17 protein-coding genes and 1 rRNA gene are annotated in these 15131 nt (G+C 33.5%); 11 read left to right on the forward strand and 7 right to left on the reverse strand.

Features of this window, described 5'->3' with window-relative positions; genetic code table 11:
- Together ACJJVP_RS18140 and ACJJVP_RS18145 are read left to right on the forward strand one after the other, a co-directional pair.
- On the forward strand, positions 1-507 hold the full coding sequence (locus tag ACJJVP_RS18140; protein WP_405416043.1) for a DUF6452 family protein: 507 nt from the start codon (positions 1-3) through the stop codon (positions 505-507).
- Positions 488-1279, forward strand: a complete 792-nt coding sequence (locus ACJJVP_RS18145) for a DUF6048 family protein (protein ID WP_405416045.1) — start codon at positions 488-490, stop codon at positions 1277-1279. The genes ACJJVP_RS18140 and ACJJVP_RS18145 overlap by 20 nt, the downstream gene beginning before the upstream one ends.
- On the opposite strand, the gene ACJJVP_RS18150 is transcribed toward ACJJVP_RS18145, so the two are convergent.
- Together ACJJVP_RS18150 and ACJJVP_RS18155 are read right to left on the reverse strand one after the other, a co-directional pair.
- Positions 1274-1504: a hypothetical protein gene (locus ACJJVP_RS18150; protein ID WP_299799050.1), complete on the reverse strand. Its 231-nt coding sequence runs from the start codon at positions 1502-1504 to the stop codon at positions 1274-1276. The genes ACJJVP_RS18145 and ACJJVP_RS18150 overlap by 6 nt on opposite strands.
- A complete protein-coding gene (locus ACJJVP_RS18155; protein ID WP_405416047.1) occupies positions 1501-2670 on the reverse strand; it encodes a class I SAM-dependent RNA methyltransferase in 1170 nt (389 codons plus the stop codon). Before ACJJVP_RS18155 ends, ACJJVP_RS18150 begins: the two co-directional genes overlap by 4 nt.
- A 95-nt stretch (positions 2671-2765) precedes the next feature.
- On the opposite strand from ACJJVP_RS18155, the gene ACJJVP_RS18160 reads away from it, so the two are divergent.
- Both ACJJVP_RS18160 and ACJJVP_RS18165 read left to right on the forward strand, forming a co-directional pair.
- Complete coding sequence (locus ACJJVP_RS18160) at positions 2766-3437, forward strand: ZIP family metal transporter (RefSeq protein ID WP_405416049.1); 672 nt, start codon at positions 2766-2768, stop codon at positions 3435-3437.
- Complete coding sequence (locus ACJJVP_RS18165) at positions 3438-3863, forward strand: DUF4268 domain-containing protein (RefSeq protein ID WP_405416052.1); 426 nt, start codon at positions 3438-3440, stop codon at positions 3861-3863.
- A gap of 36 nt (positions 3864-3899) precedes the next feature.
- Here the strand turns inward: ACJJVP_RS18165 and ACJJVP_RS18170 are convergent, their stop codons facing one another.
- Positions 3900-4532 (reverse strand): hemolysin III family protein, encoded by a 633-nt coding sequence (locus ACJJVP_RS18170; protein ID WP_405416055.1) that lies wholly within the window; start codon positions 4530-4532, stop codon positions 3900-3902.
- 197 nt (positions 4533-4729) lie between these two features.
- Positions 4730-4840 (reverse strand): 5S ribosomal RNA (rrf, locus tag ACJJVP_RS18175).
- A 352-nt stretch (positions 4841-5192) separates the two neighbouring features.
- Between rrf and thrS the strand changes: the two genes are divergently transcribed.
- The 4 genes from thrS to rplT all read left to right on the forward strand — a co-directional run bounded on the left by thrS (position 5193) and on the right by rplT (position 8477).
- Positions 5193-7139 carry a threonine--tRNA ligase gene (gene thrS, locus ACJJVP_RS18180; protein WP_405416058.1) on the forward strand — a complete coding sequence of 649 codons (1947 nt, stop codon included), beginning with the start codon at positions 5193-5195 and terminating at the stop codon, positions 7137-7139.
- Between the two features lie 24 nt (positions 7140-7163).
- Positions 7164-7721: a translation initiation factor IF-3 gene (infC, locus tag ACJJVP_RS18185; protein ID WP_084135105.1), complete on the forward strand. Its 558-nt coding sequence runs from the start codon at positions 7164-7166 to the stop codon at positions 7719-7721.
- A gap of 116 nt (positions 7722-7837) precedes the next feature.
- Positions 7838-8035 (forward strand): 50S ribosomal protein L35, encoded by a 198-nt coding sequence (gene rpmI / locus ACJJVP_RS18190; protein ID WP_027064530.1) that lies wholly within the window; start codon positions 7838-7840, stop codon positions 8033-8035.
- Positions 8036-8132: 97 nt separating this feature from the next.
- Positions 8133-8477 carry a 50S ribosomal protein L20 gene (rplT, locus tag ACJJVP_RS18195; RefSeq protein WP_027064529.1) on the forward strand — a complete coding sequence of 115 codons (345 nt, stop codon included), beginning with the start codon at positions 8133-8135 and terminating at the stop codon, positions 8475-8477.
- Between the two features lie 36 nt (positions 8478-8513).
- On the opposite strand, the gene ACJJVP_RS18200 is transcribed toward rplT, so the two are convergent.
- Together ACJJVP_RS18200 and ACJJVP_RS18205 are read right to left on the reverse strand one after the other, a co-directional pair.
- Positions 8514-8792: an EF-hand domain-containing protein gene (locus ACJJVP_RS18200; protein WP_405416061.1), complete on the reverse strand. Its 279-nt coding sequence runs from the start codon at positions 8790-8792 to the stop codon at positions 8514-8516.
- A 33-nt stretch (positions 8793-8825) separates the two neighbouring features.
- On the reverse strand, positions 8826-9248 hold the full coding sequence (locus tag ACJJVP_RS18205; protein WP_405416231.1) for a secondary thiamine-phosphate synthase enzyme YjbQ: 423 nt from the start codon (positions 9246-9248) through the stop codon (positions 8826-8828).
- A 92-nt stretch (positions 9249-9340) separates the two neighbouring features.
- On the opposite strand from ACJJVP_RS18205, the gene ACJJVP_RS18210 reads away from it, so the two are divergent.
- The gene (locus ACJJVP_RS18210) at positions 9341-10135 is read left to right on the forward strand and encodes an HAD family hydrolase (RefSeq protein ID WP_405416063.1); all 795 of its coding nucleotides are present in this window, start codon (positions 9341-9343) and stop codon (positions 10133-10135) included.
- A gap of 24 nt (positions 10136-10159) precedes the next feature.
- Here ACJJVP_RS18210 and ACJJVP_RS18215 read toward each other — a convergent pair whose 3' ends face one another.
- Positions 10160-11131: a helix-turn-helix domain-containing protein gene (locus ACJJVP_RS18215; protein WP_405416066.1), complete on the reverse strand. Its 972-nt coding sequence runs from the start codon at positions 11129-11131 to the stop codon at positions 10160-10162.
- 180 nt (positions 11132-11311) lie between these two features.
- On the opposite strand from ACJJVP_RS18215, the gene ACJJVP_RS18220 reads away from it, so the two are divergent.
- Positions 11312-13690 carry a TonB-dependent receptor gene (locus tag ACJJVP_RS18220; protein WP_405416068.1) on the forward strand — a complete coding sequence of 793 codons (2379 nt, stop codon included), beginning with the start codon at positions 11312-11314 and terminating at the stop codon, positions 13688-13690.
- A 20-nt stretch (positions 13691-13710) separates the two neighbouring features.
- On the forward strand, positions 13711-15081 hold the full coding sequence (locus ACJJVP_RS18225) for a hypothetical protein (RefSeq protein WP_405416070.1): 1371 nt from the start codon (positions 13711-13713) through the stop codon (positions 15079-15081).
- Positions 15082-15131: the final 50 nt, after the last annotated feature.

The following is a 15131-nucleotide window of genomic DNA, read 5'->3' on the forward strand; positions in this document are numbered from 1 at the left end:
ATGAAAAATTTTCAAATCGGATTATTACTGTTTCTAGCCATTATATCAATATCATCCTGCGAAAAAGATGACATCTGTGTAGAAGGAGACACACCTCTACTCTTAATAGAATTTTATGATATTGAAGACACCACTACCTTAAAAGAGGTAAGAACTTTAAGAGTTGTAGGGGTCGGACAAACTGAAACAGTAAGTACCTTTACAGATAGAAGCACGGTAAGTTCGATATCTATACCCTTGAAAACAGACGATACTTCTGCAAGTTTTATTTTTATAAGTGAATCTACCGATTCTGATGACGGTTTAGAAACCGGAAATTTAGACACCATTAATTTTTCATATTCCAGGATCGAGAACTTTCTTTCTCGAGGATGCGGCTTCGTAGTCAATTATGATGAACTAGCAGCAAATACAATTACAGATGCCGATAATTGGATTCAAGATATAGAAATAACACAATCCTTAGTCACAAACTCAGATTCTACACATGTCAAGATTTTTCATTAATCTTTTATTAGTATTATGTACCTGCACGGCCTTTGGCCAAAGCAAACCTATTGACTTAAATCAAAAAGATACTGTAGAGTACAAACAATCTTATGGTATTAGTTTAGGTTTAGATTTAAGTAGAATTATCAATGGAGCATTAGACGACAATTACCAAGGGTTTGAAATTGTTGCGGACTACAGGCTAACTCAAAATTTATATTTAGCTGCTGAACTCGGTTCAGAAGAAAAAACCAAACAAGAAGATCTTTACAATTTCACAACCTCAGGAAATTATTTAAAATTAGGTATCAATAAAAACACCTATTTAAATTGGTATGGTGAGCAAAATCTAATTTATATGGGTGGTAGAATAGGGTTTAGTACATTTGAAAATACGCTAAACAACTATCAATATTTCGACACGAACAGATACTGGAATCCTGATGATTTTGCTAATGGATCAGATACTCCCGAAAATTTCTCAGGACTTAACGCAACATGGTTAGAAGCAGTTTTTGGTACTAAAGTGGAAATAGTTTCGAATTTATATATAGGTGCCAGCGTACGTTTAGGTCTTATTGTATCTTCCAATAATAATGATTTTGATAGATTTCCGAATTTATGGATACCCGGTTTTAACAAAGTAACATGGGACAGTAATTTCGGTGTTGGATATAATTACAGCATTTCATACTTTTTACCGCTCTATAAAAAGAAAAACAAGGTCAAGAAAAAAATTGAAAATTCTACAGAACCCGAAGGTCCACCTAAGCAAAAAGAGCGCTTATAAAACTTTAAATCCTTTAATAAACACCCATTTCATTACAATCTTCTCAAGCCCTTCTATTTTTGCAACTGCAAATTTGGGAGCTAGTAGAGAAGCTGCAATAGCAGCTATTGCTGATAAATAAAGACTATTTATTGACAGCGAAATGTATAAGAGAAAGCGGAACAATACAAATAGTACTGCAAAGCCTAAAAAATTATATATTAGAACTTTATGTTTTAGCTTCATTCTTCATTTCTTTTTTGATATTTGGCTTTCTTACTACCTTCATACATTTCATACTTTACCAAACGAGATTCTAGGTGGCTATTAAACACCTTTATTTTTCGAGAAGGTCTTAACCCTACAAACTTTAAAGCAAGCAGGTTACTTGTTATAAACCAAGCATTGGTACCAGGGTAACCTTGTTTTAAAGTATCACCAATAGCACTATAAAAGTTTTCCAAATCAATATCTAGACGTTCTCCATAAGGAGGGTTAAAGCACATATGCAAGGTACCTTCTGTTTGCTTATCAGTTTTAAAGAAATCTTTTCTTTCTATCGTGATATACTCTTCAAGATTAGCATTCTCTATATTGTCTTGAGCCTTTCTAACAGCAGAAGGCGCTTTATCATACCCTATAATTTTATGATGAAACTCTCTTGTTTTCTTCAAACTAGAATCTACGATCTTCTCATATAATTCAGCATCAAAATCAGTCCATTTCTCAAATGCAAATTCCTTCCTATTAATATTTGCGGGAATATTACAAGCAATCATAGCCGCTTCTGTCAACATAGTACCACTACCACACATTGGGTCTAGAAAATCACACTGACCATCCCATCCACTTAATAAAAGCAAACCAGAAGCTAATACCTCATTTATTGGTGCAATATTCGTTGCTGTACGGTATCCTCTTTTGTGCAATGAGTAACCAGAACTGTCTAAAGACACATTACAGTCATTATTGTGAATATGAATGTTGATACGTAAATCTGGATTTTTAACATCTACATCTGGTCTTGTACCATCAGTATCCCTAAATTTATCTACAATAGCATCCTTAGTCTTTTGTGACACGTACAAGGAATGTGTAAACTGCTCTGAATTAACCGTAGCATCTATGGCAAAAGTTTCACTGACAGAAAGATACTCTGTCCAATCCATCGCATATATTTTCTTGTACAGAACATTTTCATCTCTAACACGAAAAGAATGTATTGGCTTAATAATTTTAATAGCTGTTCTCAAACATAGATTAGCTTTGTACATAAAGCCATTATCACCTTCAAAAGATACATTTCTAGTTCCCTCAACAACATTGCTTGCCCCCAAATTTCTAAGTTCTTTAGAAAGTAGTTCTTCGAAACCAAATAAGGTCTTAGCGACCATTTTAAAATTATTACCCATATTCATCTTTTCTCGTACCGCAAAAATACGCTAATTTTGACGCTAATATAATTAATGACCTATTTCCCTATTTTAAAAGCTTAATCAGCATTTACATGATTTATATTTCACCTGTTCTAGGAGTGCTAATTAGTTTTCTTTTCGTGGTTATAGTTAAACCAAAAAAAAACGAATCCTTTAAACTATTATTAGCATTCAGCGGAGCTTTTCTTTTAGCTTTGACCATATTTGAAATGCTGCCAGAGGTTTATAGAACCATAGATTCTAAATCTATTGGAGTTTTTATTATGTTCGGAATTTTATTTCAAATATTCTTGGAGTTCTTTTCTAAAGGTGCGGAACATGGTCATGTTCATCTATCTAAAGAAAGTAAAACCTTTCCATGGTTACTTTTTGTTAGTCTATGTATTCACTCATTATTAGAAGGTTTACCAATTGGGGCCAATAACACTATTATATACGGTATATTAATTCATAAGATACCTATAGCGATCATTCTAAGTATATTTCTTTTAGGGTCAAATATAAGACCTAAAAAAGCTGCACTATTTATGGTATTATTTTCACTAATGACTCCCTTAGGAACTTATTTAGCAAACACCATTGAAATATTCTATACATATGGCATTTACCTCAATGCCTTAGTAATAGGCGTATTTTTACATATATCTACCGTAATATTATTTGAAAGTTCGGAAGGCCATAAATTTAATTTAAGAAAATTATTGGTCATTATATTCGGAATAATTATTGCTTATCTTTTATAAATGTTCAGTAAAGAAGATTCTAGAAAACTACGTGAAGAATTTTGGATTTCATTTGGAAAGTCTTTTCCTAATAAATGGACCTTGTATAAGACTGAAGTAAAAGGGTTATCCTTTAAATTTCATTTCGATTTAAAAAAAGCTATGGTCTCTATAGATGTAGATACAGACTTTGAACAACGTATAAAGGTTTGGGATAAACTAGTCGCTTTAAAGTATCTTTTAAAAGACGAATATCTACCTTCTGCCATTTATGAAGACTTTTACATATTAGAGAACCAGAAAGAGATTTCAAGAATATATGTAGACCTAGAGCAGGTTTCAATACATAATAAAAATAGTTGGAGAGAGACTATGGTTTTTTTAAACGATTCTATGTTACAAATAGAAAATTTCTACAAAGAGCATAAGGACATTATAGTTTCTTAATAGCTATAAAAATTCACCACTAGTAATAGTTCATTGTTAAACTACGTCTAGATAGATAAATAACCAATGACTTATTGCGCCACCTAGAACAAACAAGTGCCAAATGAAATGATTATAGGGTATTTTTTTTACAGCATAAAAAACGATTCCTATAGTATAGAACGCTCCTCCTAACATTAACAGTTGTATTCCTAATTGAGAAGTATTATTCACCAAGTTTTGAAAATCGAATATAATAAGCCATCCCATTATCAAATATAGCAATAAGGATAGAATTTCAAATCTACCAGTAAAAAATAACTTTAAAACAGTACCAACAACTGCTATACCCCATACTGCAAAGAAAATAGACCATCCACTTCCGTTAATAAGTGTTATTAAAGCAACAGGAGTATACGTACCTGCAATTAGATAGTATATATTTATATGGTCTAGAATTCTCATTCTGAGTTTCCAAATCTTATTATCGACTGCGTGATATATCGTAGATACTGATAACATACTTATTAATGATAAATTATATATCACTATTCCCCACGTTGCCCACTCAGATTTATGATTATTTCCTTGAATAAGGAACACCATACCCACAATAGCCAATAACGCACCTATACCATGAGAAACAGTATTGAACTTTTCTTCTTTTTCTAACGAATCCAAGAATACCATTGCAATTTTTATAACACCATAACCTTAACTAAATCAATTCCAATGACTAAAATTAGTACTTTGTATGAACTCATAGATACAAAATTAAAGCTATTATATAAAATCTGATAATAGCCATAAAGTTATTAGAAGAAAAATATAACCTCAGACTTTATTCCATAAAAAAAGCCCCTTACATTACTGTAAAGGGCTTTCGAAAAAGGCGGCTACCTACTCTCCCACTTGGTATAGCAGTACCATCGGCGCAAACGGTCTTAACTTCCCTGTTCGGAATGGTAAGGGGTGTTCACCAAACCAAAACAACATACATAAGAACCTATTTCCTACTCCCGATTCCAAAATCATCTTCCTCGTTTGCGGGGTGCAAATGTACACACTATTATTAATTACACAACCATTTTTTAAAATAAAATTAAAGAAAAATTTACATCAACATGCAACACACTTATAAATAACACATTAACCATATTATAAAAACACAAAGCATTAAATTTTATCAAAAAAGATACTATATACTAAATACACTAGATGACATAAACCTAGTATATAGCATCAACCGATCAAAGACAACTACATCATATGTACTTTACATTATAACATGATTATATTGCGGACGTGAATAGTTCATATTATCTTTGACATCCTATAATATGTACAACAATGATTAAAATTACACTTCCCGACGGATCGGTTAAGGAATTTGAAAAAGACACAACCCCAATACTGGTTGCAAAAAGCATTAGCGAAGGTTTAGCACGTAATGTTATTTCCGCAAAATTCAATAATACTATTGTAGAAACCACCACCCCATTAGATACTGACGGCAGCTTAGTTTTATATACATGGAATGATAAAGAAGGAAAAACTGCTTTTTGGCATTCCACTTCACATATTGTAGCACAAGCGATAGAAGAATTATACCCAGGCGTAAAATTAACTATTGGTCCAGCTATTGAAAACGGTTTCTATTATGATGTTGAACTTCCTACCGGTTCTATTTCTGAGAAAGATTTTCCTACCATAGAAAAGAAAGCATTGGAAATTGCTCGTGGAAAGCATGATTATAAAATGAGATCTGTTTCAAAGGCAGATGCTCTTTCTTTTTACAAAGACCAAGGCAATGAGTATAAAGTAGAGTTAATAGAAAATCTTGAAGATGGCACTATAACTTTTTGCGACCATGATACTTTTACTGATTTATGTAGAGGTGGTCATATACCAAACACAGGAATAGTAAAAGCTATTAAAGTATTAAGTGTTGCAGGTGCCTACTGGAGAGGTGACGAAAACAACACTCAACTAACACGAATCTATGGTATCTCTTTTCCTAAACAAAAAGAACTTACGCAATATCTAGAACTTCTTGAAGAAGCAAAAAAACGTGACCACAGAAAACTAGGTAAAGAACTTGAACTATTCACTTTTTCACAAAAAGTTGGTCAAGGTCTACCTTTATGGCTACCCAAAGGAGCTGCCTTAAGAGAGAGACTTGAAAATTTTCTGAAAAAAGCCCAAAAGAAAGCTGGTTATGAAATGGTGGTTACTCCACATATTGGACAGAAAGAACTATATGTAACCTCTGGACATTATGAAAAATACGGAGAAGACAGCTTTCAACCTATACATACACCAAAAGAAGGCGAGGAATTTTTATTGAAACCAATGAACTGCCCTCACCACTGTGAAATCTACAATACCAAACCATATAGTTATAAAGAACTTCCAAAAAGATTTGCTGAATTTGGCACTGTATATAGATATGAACAAAGTGGAGAACTCCACGGTCTTACACGTGTACGTGGATTTACTCAAGATGACGCCCATATTTTCTGCACACCAGACCAATTGGACGAAGAGTTTAAAAATGTAATTGACCTATCATTATATGTATTGGGTTCACTAGGATTTGACAATTTCACGGCACAGGTATCTGTTCGTGATTTGGATACTCCAGAAAAATATATTGGATCAGTTGAAAACTGGGAAAAAGCAGAGCAAGCAATTATAAATGCCGCCAAAGAAAAAGGCTTAGATTTTGTGGTTGAATCAGGAGAAGCAGCTTTCTATGGTCCAAAGCTAGATTTCATGGTAAAAGACGCCTTGGGAAGACAATGGCAGTTAGGAACAATCCAAGTAGATTACAACCTACCGGAAAGATTTGATCTTAACTACAAAGGCAGTGATAATGAACTACATAGACCAGTGATGATTCACCGCGCACCTTTTGGAAGCATGGAACGTTTTATAGCTTTATTACTGGAACATACAGGTGGTAATTTCCCATTATGGTTAACCCCTGAGCAGGCTATTATTCTTCCTGTTAGCGAAAAACACGAAAAATATGCTGAAAAAGTTTTAAAATCCCTAGAAAATAACGAAATTCGCGCCCTTATCGATGGTAGAAACGAGACTATTGGTAAGAAGATACGTGAAGCAGAAATGAGTAAAGTTCCGTTTATGCTTATCGTAGGGGACAATGATGAAGTTGCAAATACCATTTCTGTACGTAAACATGGTGGTGAAGATTTAGGAGCAATAGATATAACTATGTTCACAGACTTGGTCAACACAGAAATAAATAGTACCTTAAAGACGTTTAAAGAATAAAAGTTTAATTAAAATTATTTAGTCATAGCAATACGTAAAAGATTTAGACCACAACCTAGAAGGGAAAATAAGAATCCCCATAATATCAATGAAAAGATAACAGCCCCAAAAGTTAGGTTGGTAGGTGACAATGTTGAAGTAGGTGTATATCCTTTTCCTCAGGCTCTTGAGAAAGCAGAAGAATTAGGTTTGGATTTGGTAGAGATATCTCCAAAGGCAGACCCTCCTGTTTGTAAGATTATGGAGTATAAAAAGTTTTTATACGAGCAGAAGAAAAGAGACAAGGCCATGAAAGCGAAAGCTTCTAAGGTCGTTGTTAAAGAAATAAGATTTGGTCCTAATACAGATGATCATGATTATGACTTTAAAAAGAAACACGCTGAAAAGTTCCTTAAAGAAGGAGCTAAACTAAAAGCGTACGTATTTTTCAAAGGTCGTTCAATCGTCTATAAAGATCAGGGTGAAATTTTATTATTGAAATTAGCTTCTGAATTAGAAGAATTAGGGAAGGTAGAACAAATGCCTAAACTAGAAGGAAAGCGTATGACAATGTTCATTGCTCCTAAGACTAAAGGAAAATAACATAACATTTCGGTTTCGTAATACGACCGAATGTATTTATAAAATACTAAACGCTGCTTACGGTTGTGAGCAGCGTTTAGCATGCAAAGTGAGATTAATATATAAACTAGGAGAAAATGCCTAAACAAAAAACAAAATCCAGTGCTAAGAAGCGTTTTAAGCTTACAGGTACAGGTAAAATTAAAAGAAAACACGCTTTTAAGAGTCACATTTTGACTAAAAAATCTAAAAAGCGTAAGCTTAAGTTAACACATGATGGTTTAGTTCATCAAGCAGATGTTAACAGTATTAAAGAACAATTACGTTTAAAGTAAATCAAGTTCTTTAAAAGGTAAAATTATTAACCATGGAGTTAGGCCTTAAAAGTTCCTTTAAATCATAAGGGCGCCTACTACAAAAAATTAGAAAAAAATGCCAAGATCAGTAAATGCAGTAGCTTCAAGAGCCAGAAGAAAAAAGGTAATGAAGCAAGCCAAAGGTTACTTTGGAAGACGTAAAAACGTTTGGACAGTAGCCAAAAATGCGGTTGAAAAAGCAATGTTATATGCTTATAGAGACCGTAGAAACAAGAAAAGAACTTTTCGTTCATTATGGATTACCCGTATTAATGCAGGTGCCAGACAACACGGAATGTCCTACTCTCAATTTATGGGAAAAGTAAAAGCTAATAACATTGAACTTAACAGAAAAGTTCTTGCAGATTTAGCAATGAATCACCCAGATGCCTTTAAGGCAGTTGTAGATCAGGTAAAATAAATTAATAACAATCTCACTTTTTGAAAAATCCGATTCTTACGAATCGGATTTTTTAATTTTAGCTATAGCCGCTTTAAATTCTTCCCAATCTATAAGCTCATCCCCACTTTTATCATAACCTTCAATTAGCTTTGAAGATACAATACCTCTAATGAATCCACTTATTTCTGCTTGTTTTAAGAGCTTGACAATTTCTGCCTTTGTCAATTTTTGATCATTATCCTTATCAAAAAAATTAAAAGCCATCTCAGGAGTTTGAAAATGGTTGGTAATTAGTATTTGAATTTTATTCAAAATAGATTCTTCTGTAGTCATATTCCCTTAGCTTTACTTCAAGTTACTCAAATTTCAATTTCCCCACAACGTCAACACTATATTTCTACCTGAGGCATAATTTCTATGCTCGCAAAGATAAATACCTTGCCAAATACCCATATTCAATTTACCATTGGTTATTGGTATCTGTACCGAAGCTCCCATTAATGATGTTTTAATGTGCGCGGGCATATCATCTGAACCCTCGTAATCATGTTTATAATATGGTGCATTTTCAGGCACCATAATATTTATATGAGTTTCAAAATCATCACGGACCGTTGGATCTGCATTTTCATTAATTGTAAGACTAGCAGAAGTATGCTTTATAAATACCTGCAAGAACCCGGTATCTATATCTTTTAGTTCAGGAATTCTAGCAACTATTTCATTAGTTATAATATGAAATCCCCTTTTATATGCGCGTAATTGAAACTCCTTCTGAATTAACTTCATCTCTTGTAAATTATTAAATAAAGGTAAAACTTTGAGCATAACCCACCTTATTAAACATCATTCAAATATCTTTGCCCCTAAATATAAAATATATGGATTTATCAAAGATTAAAATGGTTGTAACCGACATGGATGGGACACTTTTGAACTCTAACCACCAAGTTAGCGACCAATTCTTTGAAATATTCAAAGATTTAAAGTCTAAAGGCATCACCTTTGTAGCCGCAAGTGGAAGACAGTATAATAGTATCATAGATAAGTTAGATGCTATTAAAAATGATATTATCGTTATTGCGGAGAATGGAGGATTTGCCATGAAACAGCAAACTGAAATTTTAGCTACTCCACTAGAACAACAACATGTTCAAGATATTTTAAGGACACTTGATGATATCCCAAACATACACCCGGTAATTTGTACAAAGCACAAAGCTTATCTAACAAATAAATCTAATGCCTTTACCAATAAATTAGCAGAATACTATACCGAATACGAAATTATAGAAACTTTGACCGATTTTAATTCTGAGGTTATTAAAATCGCAATTTATCATTTTGAAAGTTCAGAAGAACATATATACCCATATGTAAAACATTTTGAAACGAATTTAAAAGTAAAAGTATCTGGTGAAAATTGGCTTGACATTTCAAATATGAATGCAAACAAAGGATACGCCTTAGATAAACTAATGAAAAGCTATAATCTAAAATCAGATGAAGTTATGGTTTTTGGAGATTTTAACAATGATCTTGAAATGTTGGCACTTTCAGATTATGGATTTGCTATGGAAAACGCTCATCCAAATGTAAAAGAAGTAGCAAAATACAGCACTTTAAGTAATGACGAAAACGGTGTTGAGCACATATTGAAGATGCTAGTTAAATAGTTGCACTTAAATACTCACTAAACTTTACTGAACAGCCGGTTTTAATTCACTTGGCACATAGCCCATGGTTCTTTTGAATGCCGTAGTAAAGTGCTGCGGATTTGCATAACCAACTTCATATGCAGCATGAGCAATAGATACCCCATCTTGGGTTATTAAACTTTTAGCTATTTCCATTCGTAACGCTGTAATGTATTTGAAAATAGTAACTCCATATAGTTTTTTGAAGTCTCTTTTCAATTTGGTGGCATTAAATCCGGCTATTTCAGCGAGATCCATAATCTTAAGTGATTCTTTTAAATTTTTTCTGATATAGTCCTCTACTTTTACCAAAGCCATATAATCTGCATTCAATAATCTCACATTATCTTTTGAAAGTTTTGAAGTCTGTCTTCCTAACAAAAAATCTATTATCAACACTGTTAACTTACTCTCCAAATAAGTTTTTCTTATATCTCCTTTATAAGGACATTGAATAATATCGTTTATTTTACTACGAATATTAGGAGGAATGAATTTACTCTTGTCCCACAACACAAAAGAATTGGAGTTTGAAATAGCATTCTTTAATTTACTAAAAGAATGCTCAAATTGGTCTCCTAAAAGGTTTTGCAATAAACTTGGCTTCACATAAACTTCAAATAACTTAGCACTTCCTTTAAAAAAAATATCTCTTCCTTCTGTTGTAGGGTAGTAAAACATATTGCAATGATTTTCAGGAATTCGAACCAAATATTTTATATGTTTTAAAGGTTGATAACAGTAAGTTCCTTCTAAAGAGAAATGAAGCTTTATAAGATGTTGATCGCTTATAACGCTAATCTCTGAAGCAAATTCATGTATTATTTTACTATTAGAAAAATCTATACCTCGTATAAAAGAATTATTATTTTTCGTTGTTACATCTACTTGATTATATTGAACAGTATTGTTAATGAAGCCATCTTTAAATAATTTTCTAACCCAAATCTCTTTCCGCAACAATTCCTTTCTCATAAATCTATTTTGCCTCTTATCAATACTTCCTTTTGCGTATGTATAAATTCCTTTTTCGGTACTTACCTCTTTAATACTCCTATAGTTTTGTAAAACTAATTTATTTAGACTAAATCTTAATAAAAATTAGTAGCTTTTTTAAATCAAATGAAAAACTTCTTTACCACAATACTTTTTCTCATGTTTTTAGCTGTTCAAGGGCAGGGGGAATTAAGAACAATTTCAGGCACAGTGCAAGACACATCTGGTAAGCCACTACCCTATGCGAGTGTTCTAATTAAAGAATTGAAACTTGGTGTTCTTACTGATGACAATGGTTTCTATACTATTAAAAATGTACCTAAAGGAAAGTACCGTTTAGCAATATCATTCATTGGTTACGGTACCCAAGTTTTACCTTTTGAAATGGAGGACAGTGGAATTAGCATCAATTTCACTTTACAAGAATCAACAGAGAACTTAAATGAGGTAACCATAAACGGCAAATCGAACGAAACTAAACTAGAAACGAAAGGTTTTGCGGTAAGTGCTATAAATACAGAAGAAGCTAGTCTCAGAAATATTCAAACCAACGAACTATTGAATACTACAGTAGGTGTTAAAATAAGACAAAACGGAGGCTTAGGCTCAGACGTCACTTATAGTTTAAATGGATTATCAGGTAACTCTGTTCGTATTTTCATCGACGGTATACCTATTTCTACCTACGGTAATTCATTCAATCTAAACAGCATACCCCCTTCAATGATTAAAAATATTGAGGTTTACAAAGGTGTGGTACCAGGTCATCTAGCAGATGATGCTTTAGGAGGGGCTATTAATATAGTTCTACATAATGATGCTAAAACAAATTTTAACGCTTCTGTATCATATGGCTCATTTAATACACTTCAAGCTAGTGTTAACGGTTTATATCGTTTTGATAAATCAGGATTTACGGTCAAAGCATCTCTTTTTCATAATTATTCCGATAATGATTATAAAGTATCTGGCAGAAGTGTTGTGGTTACTGGCTTAGGTGGCATACAAACCCCTATTACAGCAAGAAGATTCAATGATGCCTATAGATCTACTGGAGGTAGAGCTGAAATTGGTTTCACCGATGTAGAATGGGCCGACCAATTTTTTTTAGGTATCACAGGATCCGATGATTATAAAGAAGTTCAGCATGGGGCATTTATGACAATCACCCCTTATAAAGACAGATTTTTAGAGTCCGATGCATTGTTAGGCAGCATAAATTATCAAAAGAAAAATTTGTTCACTGAAGGATTGGATGTGAATGTAAATGGTTTATATGGCAAAAGAAACCGAGCTGTAAACGATACTGTTTCTTGGGCCTATAGTTGGACAGGAGAACGTGCAATAGATTTTAGGGGTGATGAATACCAATATACCTGGAGGTCTCAACAAGAAGGAGGACCAACATTGGCAAAAATCAAAAGAAATGTTGCATCTATTAGATCAGGTGTTTCTTATGCTATAAACGACCAACATAAAATATCTGCTAACCACGTATACAGTGGTATTGACAGAGAAGATAGCGATGAGCTTCAATCCGTCTTGGAAAACACCTTTGTTGGTACAAGAGATTTGAACAAAAACATATACTCCCTAACTTATGAATTGACTGCTTTTGATGAAAAACTAAATACAAGTTTGTTTGTTAAACATTACCAGCAAAAAACTACCAGTGTAGATCCCGCTATTGAATCTGATGAAAACGGAAACGATGTAATTGTCGACGAAGTGGTTAGTAGTAATAAGAACTACGACGGGTATGGATTTGCTGCATCTTATGAAATTCTACCAAATATTACACTATTAACATCTGCAGAGAAAGCTATTCGATTACCTAACGAAACTGAAATTTTCGGAAATGATGGTGATAATGTAGTGGCAAATTCAAGTATTGACCCAGAAAGCAGCAATAATTACAACTTAGGTTTCAGGTTTGGCAACTTCAATATAAAAAAACATGCTTTTACAATTTCTACCAATGTTTTTACTCGTAATATTAAAGATAGAATAGGTCTACCGATAGAAACATCATTAAATGTAGATGATGAATTAATCATCTATGTAAATCAAGGTAGTGGAACATCAAAAGGCTTTGATGCACAATTAAACTACTCATATAATAACAATTTTGGACTCAACTTTAATATATCAAAGTTCGACTTGAAAATTGAAAACCAAGGAATAGAAATCGATGTTCCTAATACTCCGTTTTTCACCATGAACGGTGGCTTTCGCTATTCATTTAAAAATCTTATTCAAAAGAAATCTAGATTAAACGCATTCTACAATGTGTATTTCACTGATGAATTCTCATTCTTAACTGCACAAGGCAGTAATACTGTCGGCAATGAATTCTTTGAAGTCCCACAGCAGTTGTCTCAAGATATTGGACTTAGTTATGCGTTTCCGGACAACAGATTTGTAGTAAGTTTTGATGTCAAAAATATATTTGACGAACCCGTTTACGATAATCTTTCTGTACAAAAACCAGGAAGAGCTTTTTACCTAAAATTAAATTACGCAATAAATAAATTCTAATCTTTTAATCAATACATAAAATGAAAAAAACTATCCTAAACCTTAAAACCTTTGCTGCCGTAATACTTACCGCTGGTTTAATGACAGCTTGTAGCAATGATGACGATACCGTAGTTACCCCAGATACAGATACCGAGGAACAAGAAACAGAAGAACCAGTTGAAGAAGAAGATCCAAGATGGATTACCGTTGCAGGAGCAAAAATGGGCGATGATCCCGGAGATGGAAATGGTGGAACTCTAATATATTCAGTAACTAGTGACGACGCAAAAGATCCCACAGTGTCAATTGACCCTTTTGAAAACGGATTTATAGCCCCTTCAAATAGGACTGCGAGATTACAATCTTCTGAAGACGGTAATACGATTTTCAATATAAGTTACGCAGGTGATACCGGTGGTAATTATACAAAGTATACTGTTGAAGGCGGTCAAGTCTTTACTCCTTCAGGAACAGAAGTTAGTATTGCACCTTATGTAGGCACCGCTCCAAGATGGATAAAATTATTCGATGGAGATCAAACTGGCGCAGCAGTATACGTAAATAACGAAAATGAATTTGACGACAACGATAATTACACTCGTACAGAAGCTACGATTGGTGTAGTTACCTTAGATTTAGTAAATTCTTCTATAAAAGAATTTCAAGAACATAGTGTTCCATTAAGTGCTGAGGAGGAAGCTGCAGGTTACTACATCTCCAGAATCGATATGCCTACATTAAATGCTGCTGGAGACAAATTATACATTGGTGCACGTTTAAGTAAAATTGATCCCTCTACTACCGAAACTGATAGCGATTACGAGATTTTAGGTTCTAAGACAATCATATTAGATTATCCTTCGTTATTGAACCCTACAGTTATTACTTCTACCGTTGGTCATGGTAATACGAATGGATACCGTAGTATTAATTCTTTTGAATATAACGGAAGCGTTTATCAAGCTAATCAAAGTGACCCAGAAGGTTCTTATATTTTAAAAATTGATGCAGATAATGAATATGACGATACATACGATTTCAATTTGGATGATGCTCTAGGTATTGAAGGAGCATATATTCTTGCCTGGAGACCAGCTGCTAACGGCAAAGCCGTACTAGCTTACCGTCATAATGGGTCTGCAGAAGGTGTTGCCGGTCTACAAGGATTTTTTGCCTTAGTTGATTTAAATGCAAAAACCGCAGTAAAGATCGACGACATACCTTACGACCCAGATTTCTATTTATTTCAATACCAAGGCTTCGTTGTTGAAGGAACAGAAATTTACCTTACCCAAGGTGCTGTTGGTCAAAACGGAAATATTTATGTTGTAGAAACTGAAACCGGTGCAGTAACAAAAGGTGCTGAATTGGTTAATACAACAGGTAGTCATTTTATTGGAGTATTCTAGTATATCAAAAGATACCTCTATTAAAAAACCGTTATCAAGACAATTGTTTT

This window comes from Maribacter sp. Asnod1-A12, from assembly GCF_045063735.1.
In the GTDB taxonomy this organism is placed as follows: Bacteria; Bacteroidota; Bacteroidia; order Flavobacteriales; family Flavobacteriaceae; genus Maribacter.

Coding starts and splice junctions, on each gene's coding strand:
- ACJJVP_RS18140 (WP_405416043.1), top strand. CDS start 1: ATGAAAAATTTTCAAATCGGATTATTACTGTTTCTAGCCATTATATCA.
- ACJJVP_RS18145 (WP_405416045.1), top strand. CDS start 488: ATGTCAAGATTTTTCATTAATCTTTTATTAGTATTATGTACCTGCACG.
- ACJJVP_RS18150 (WP_299799050.1), bottom strand. CDS start 1,504: ATGAAGCTAAAACATAAAGTTCTAATATATAATTTTTTAGGCTTTGCA.
- ACJJVP_RS18155 (WP_405416047.1), bottom strand. CDS start 2,670: ATGGGTAATAATTTTAAAATGGTCGCTAAGACCTTATTTGGTTTCGAA.
- ACJJVP_RS18160 (WP_405416049.1), top strand. CDS start 2,766: ATGATTTATATTTCACCTGTTCTAGGAGTGCTAATTAGTTTTCTTTTC.
- ACJJVP_RS18165 (WP_405416052.1), top strand. CDS start 3,438: ATGTTCAGTAAAGAAGATTCTAGAAAACTACGTGAAGAATTTTGGATT.
- ACJJVP_RS18170 (WP_405416055.1), bottom strand. CDS start 4,532: ATGGTATTCTTGGATTCGTTAGAAAAAGAAGAAAAGTTCAATACTGTT.
- thrS (WP_405416058.1), top strand. CDS start 5,193: ATGATTAAAATTACACTTCCCGACGGATCGGTTAAGGAATTTGAAAAA.
- rpmI (WP_027064530.1), top strand. CDS start 7,838: ATGCCTAAACAAAAAACAAAATCCAGTGCTAAGAAGCGTTTTAAGCTT.
- rplT (WP_027064529.1), top strand. CDS start 8,133: ATGCCAAGATCAGTAAATGCAGTAGCTTCAAGAGCCAGAAGAAAAAAG.
- ACJJVP_RS18200 (WP_405416061.1), bottom strand. CDS start 8,792: ATGACTACAGAAGAATCTATTTTGAATAAAATTCAAATACTAATTACC.
- ACJJVP_RS18205 (WP_405416231.1), bottom strand. CDS start 9,248: ATGAAGTTAATTCAGAAGGAGTTTCAATTACGCGCATATAAAAGGGGA.
- ACJJVP_RS18210 (WP_405416063.1), top strand. CDS start 9,341: ATGGATTTATCAAAGATTAAAATGGTTGTAACCGACATGGATGGGACA.
- ACJJVP_RS18215 (WP_405416066.1), bottom strand. CDS start 11,131: ATGAGAAAGGAATTGTTGCGGAAAGAGATTTGGGTTAGAAAATTATTT.
- ACJJVP_RS18220 (WP_405416068.1), top strand. CDS start 11,312: ATGTTTTTAGCTGTTCAAGGGCAGGGGGAATTAAGAACAATTTCAGGC.
- ACJJVP_RS18225 (WP_405416070.1), top strand. CDS start 13,711: ATGAAAAAAACTATCCTAAACCTTAAAACCTTTGCTGCCGTAATACTT.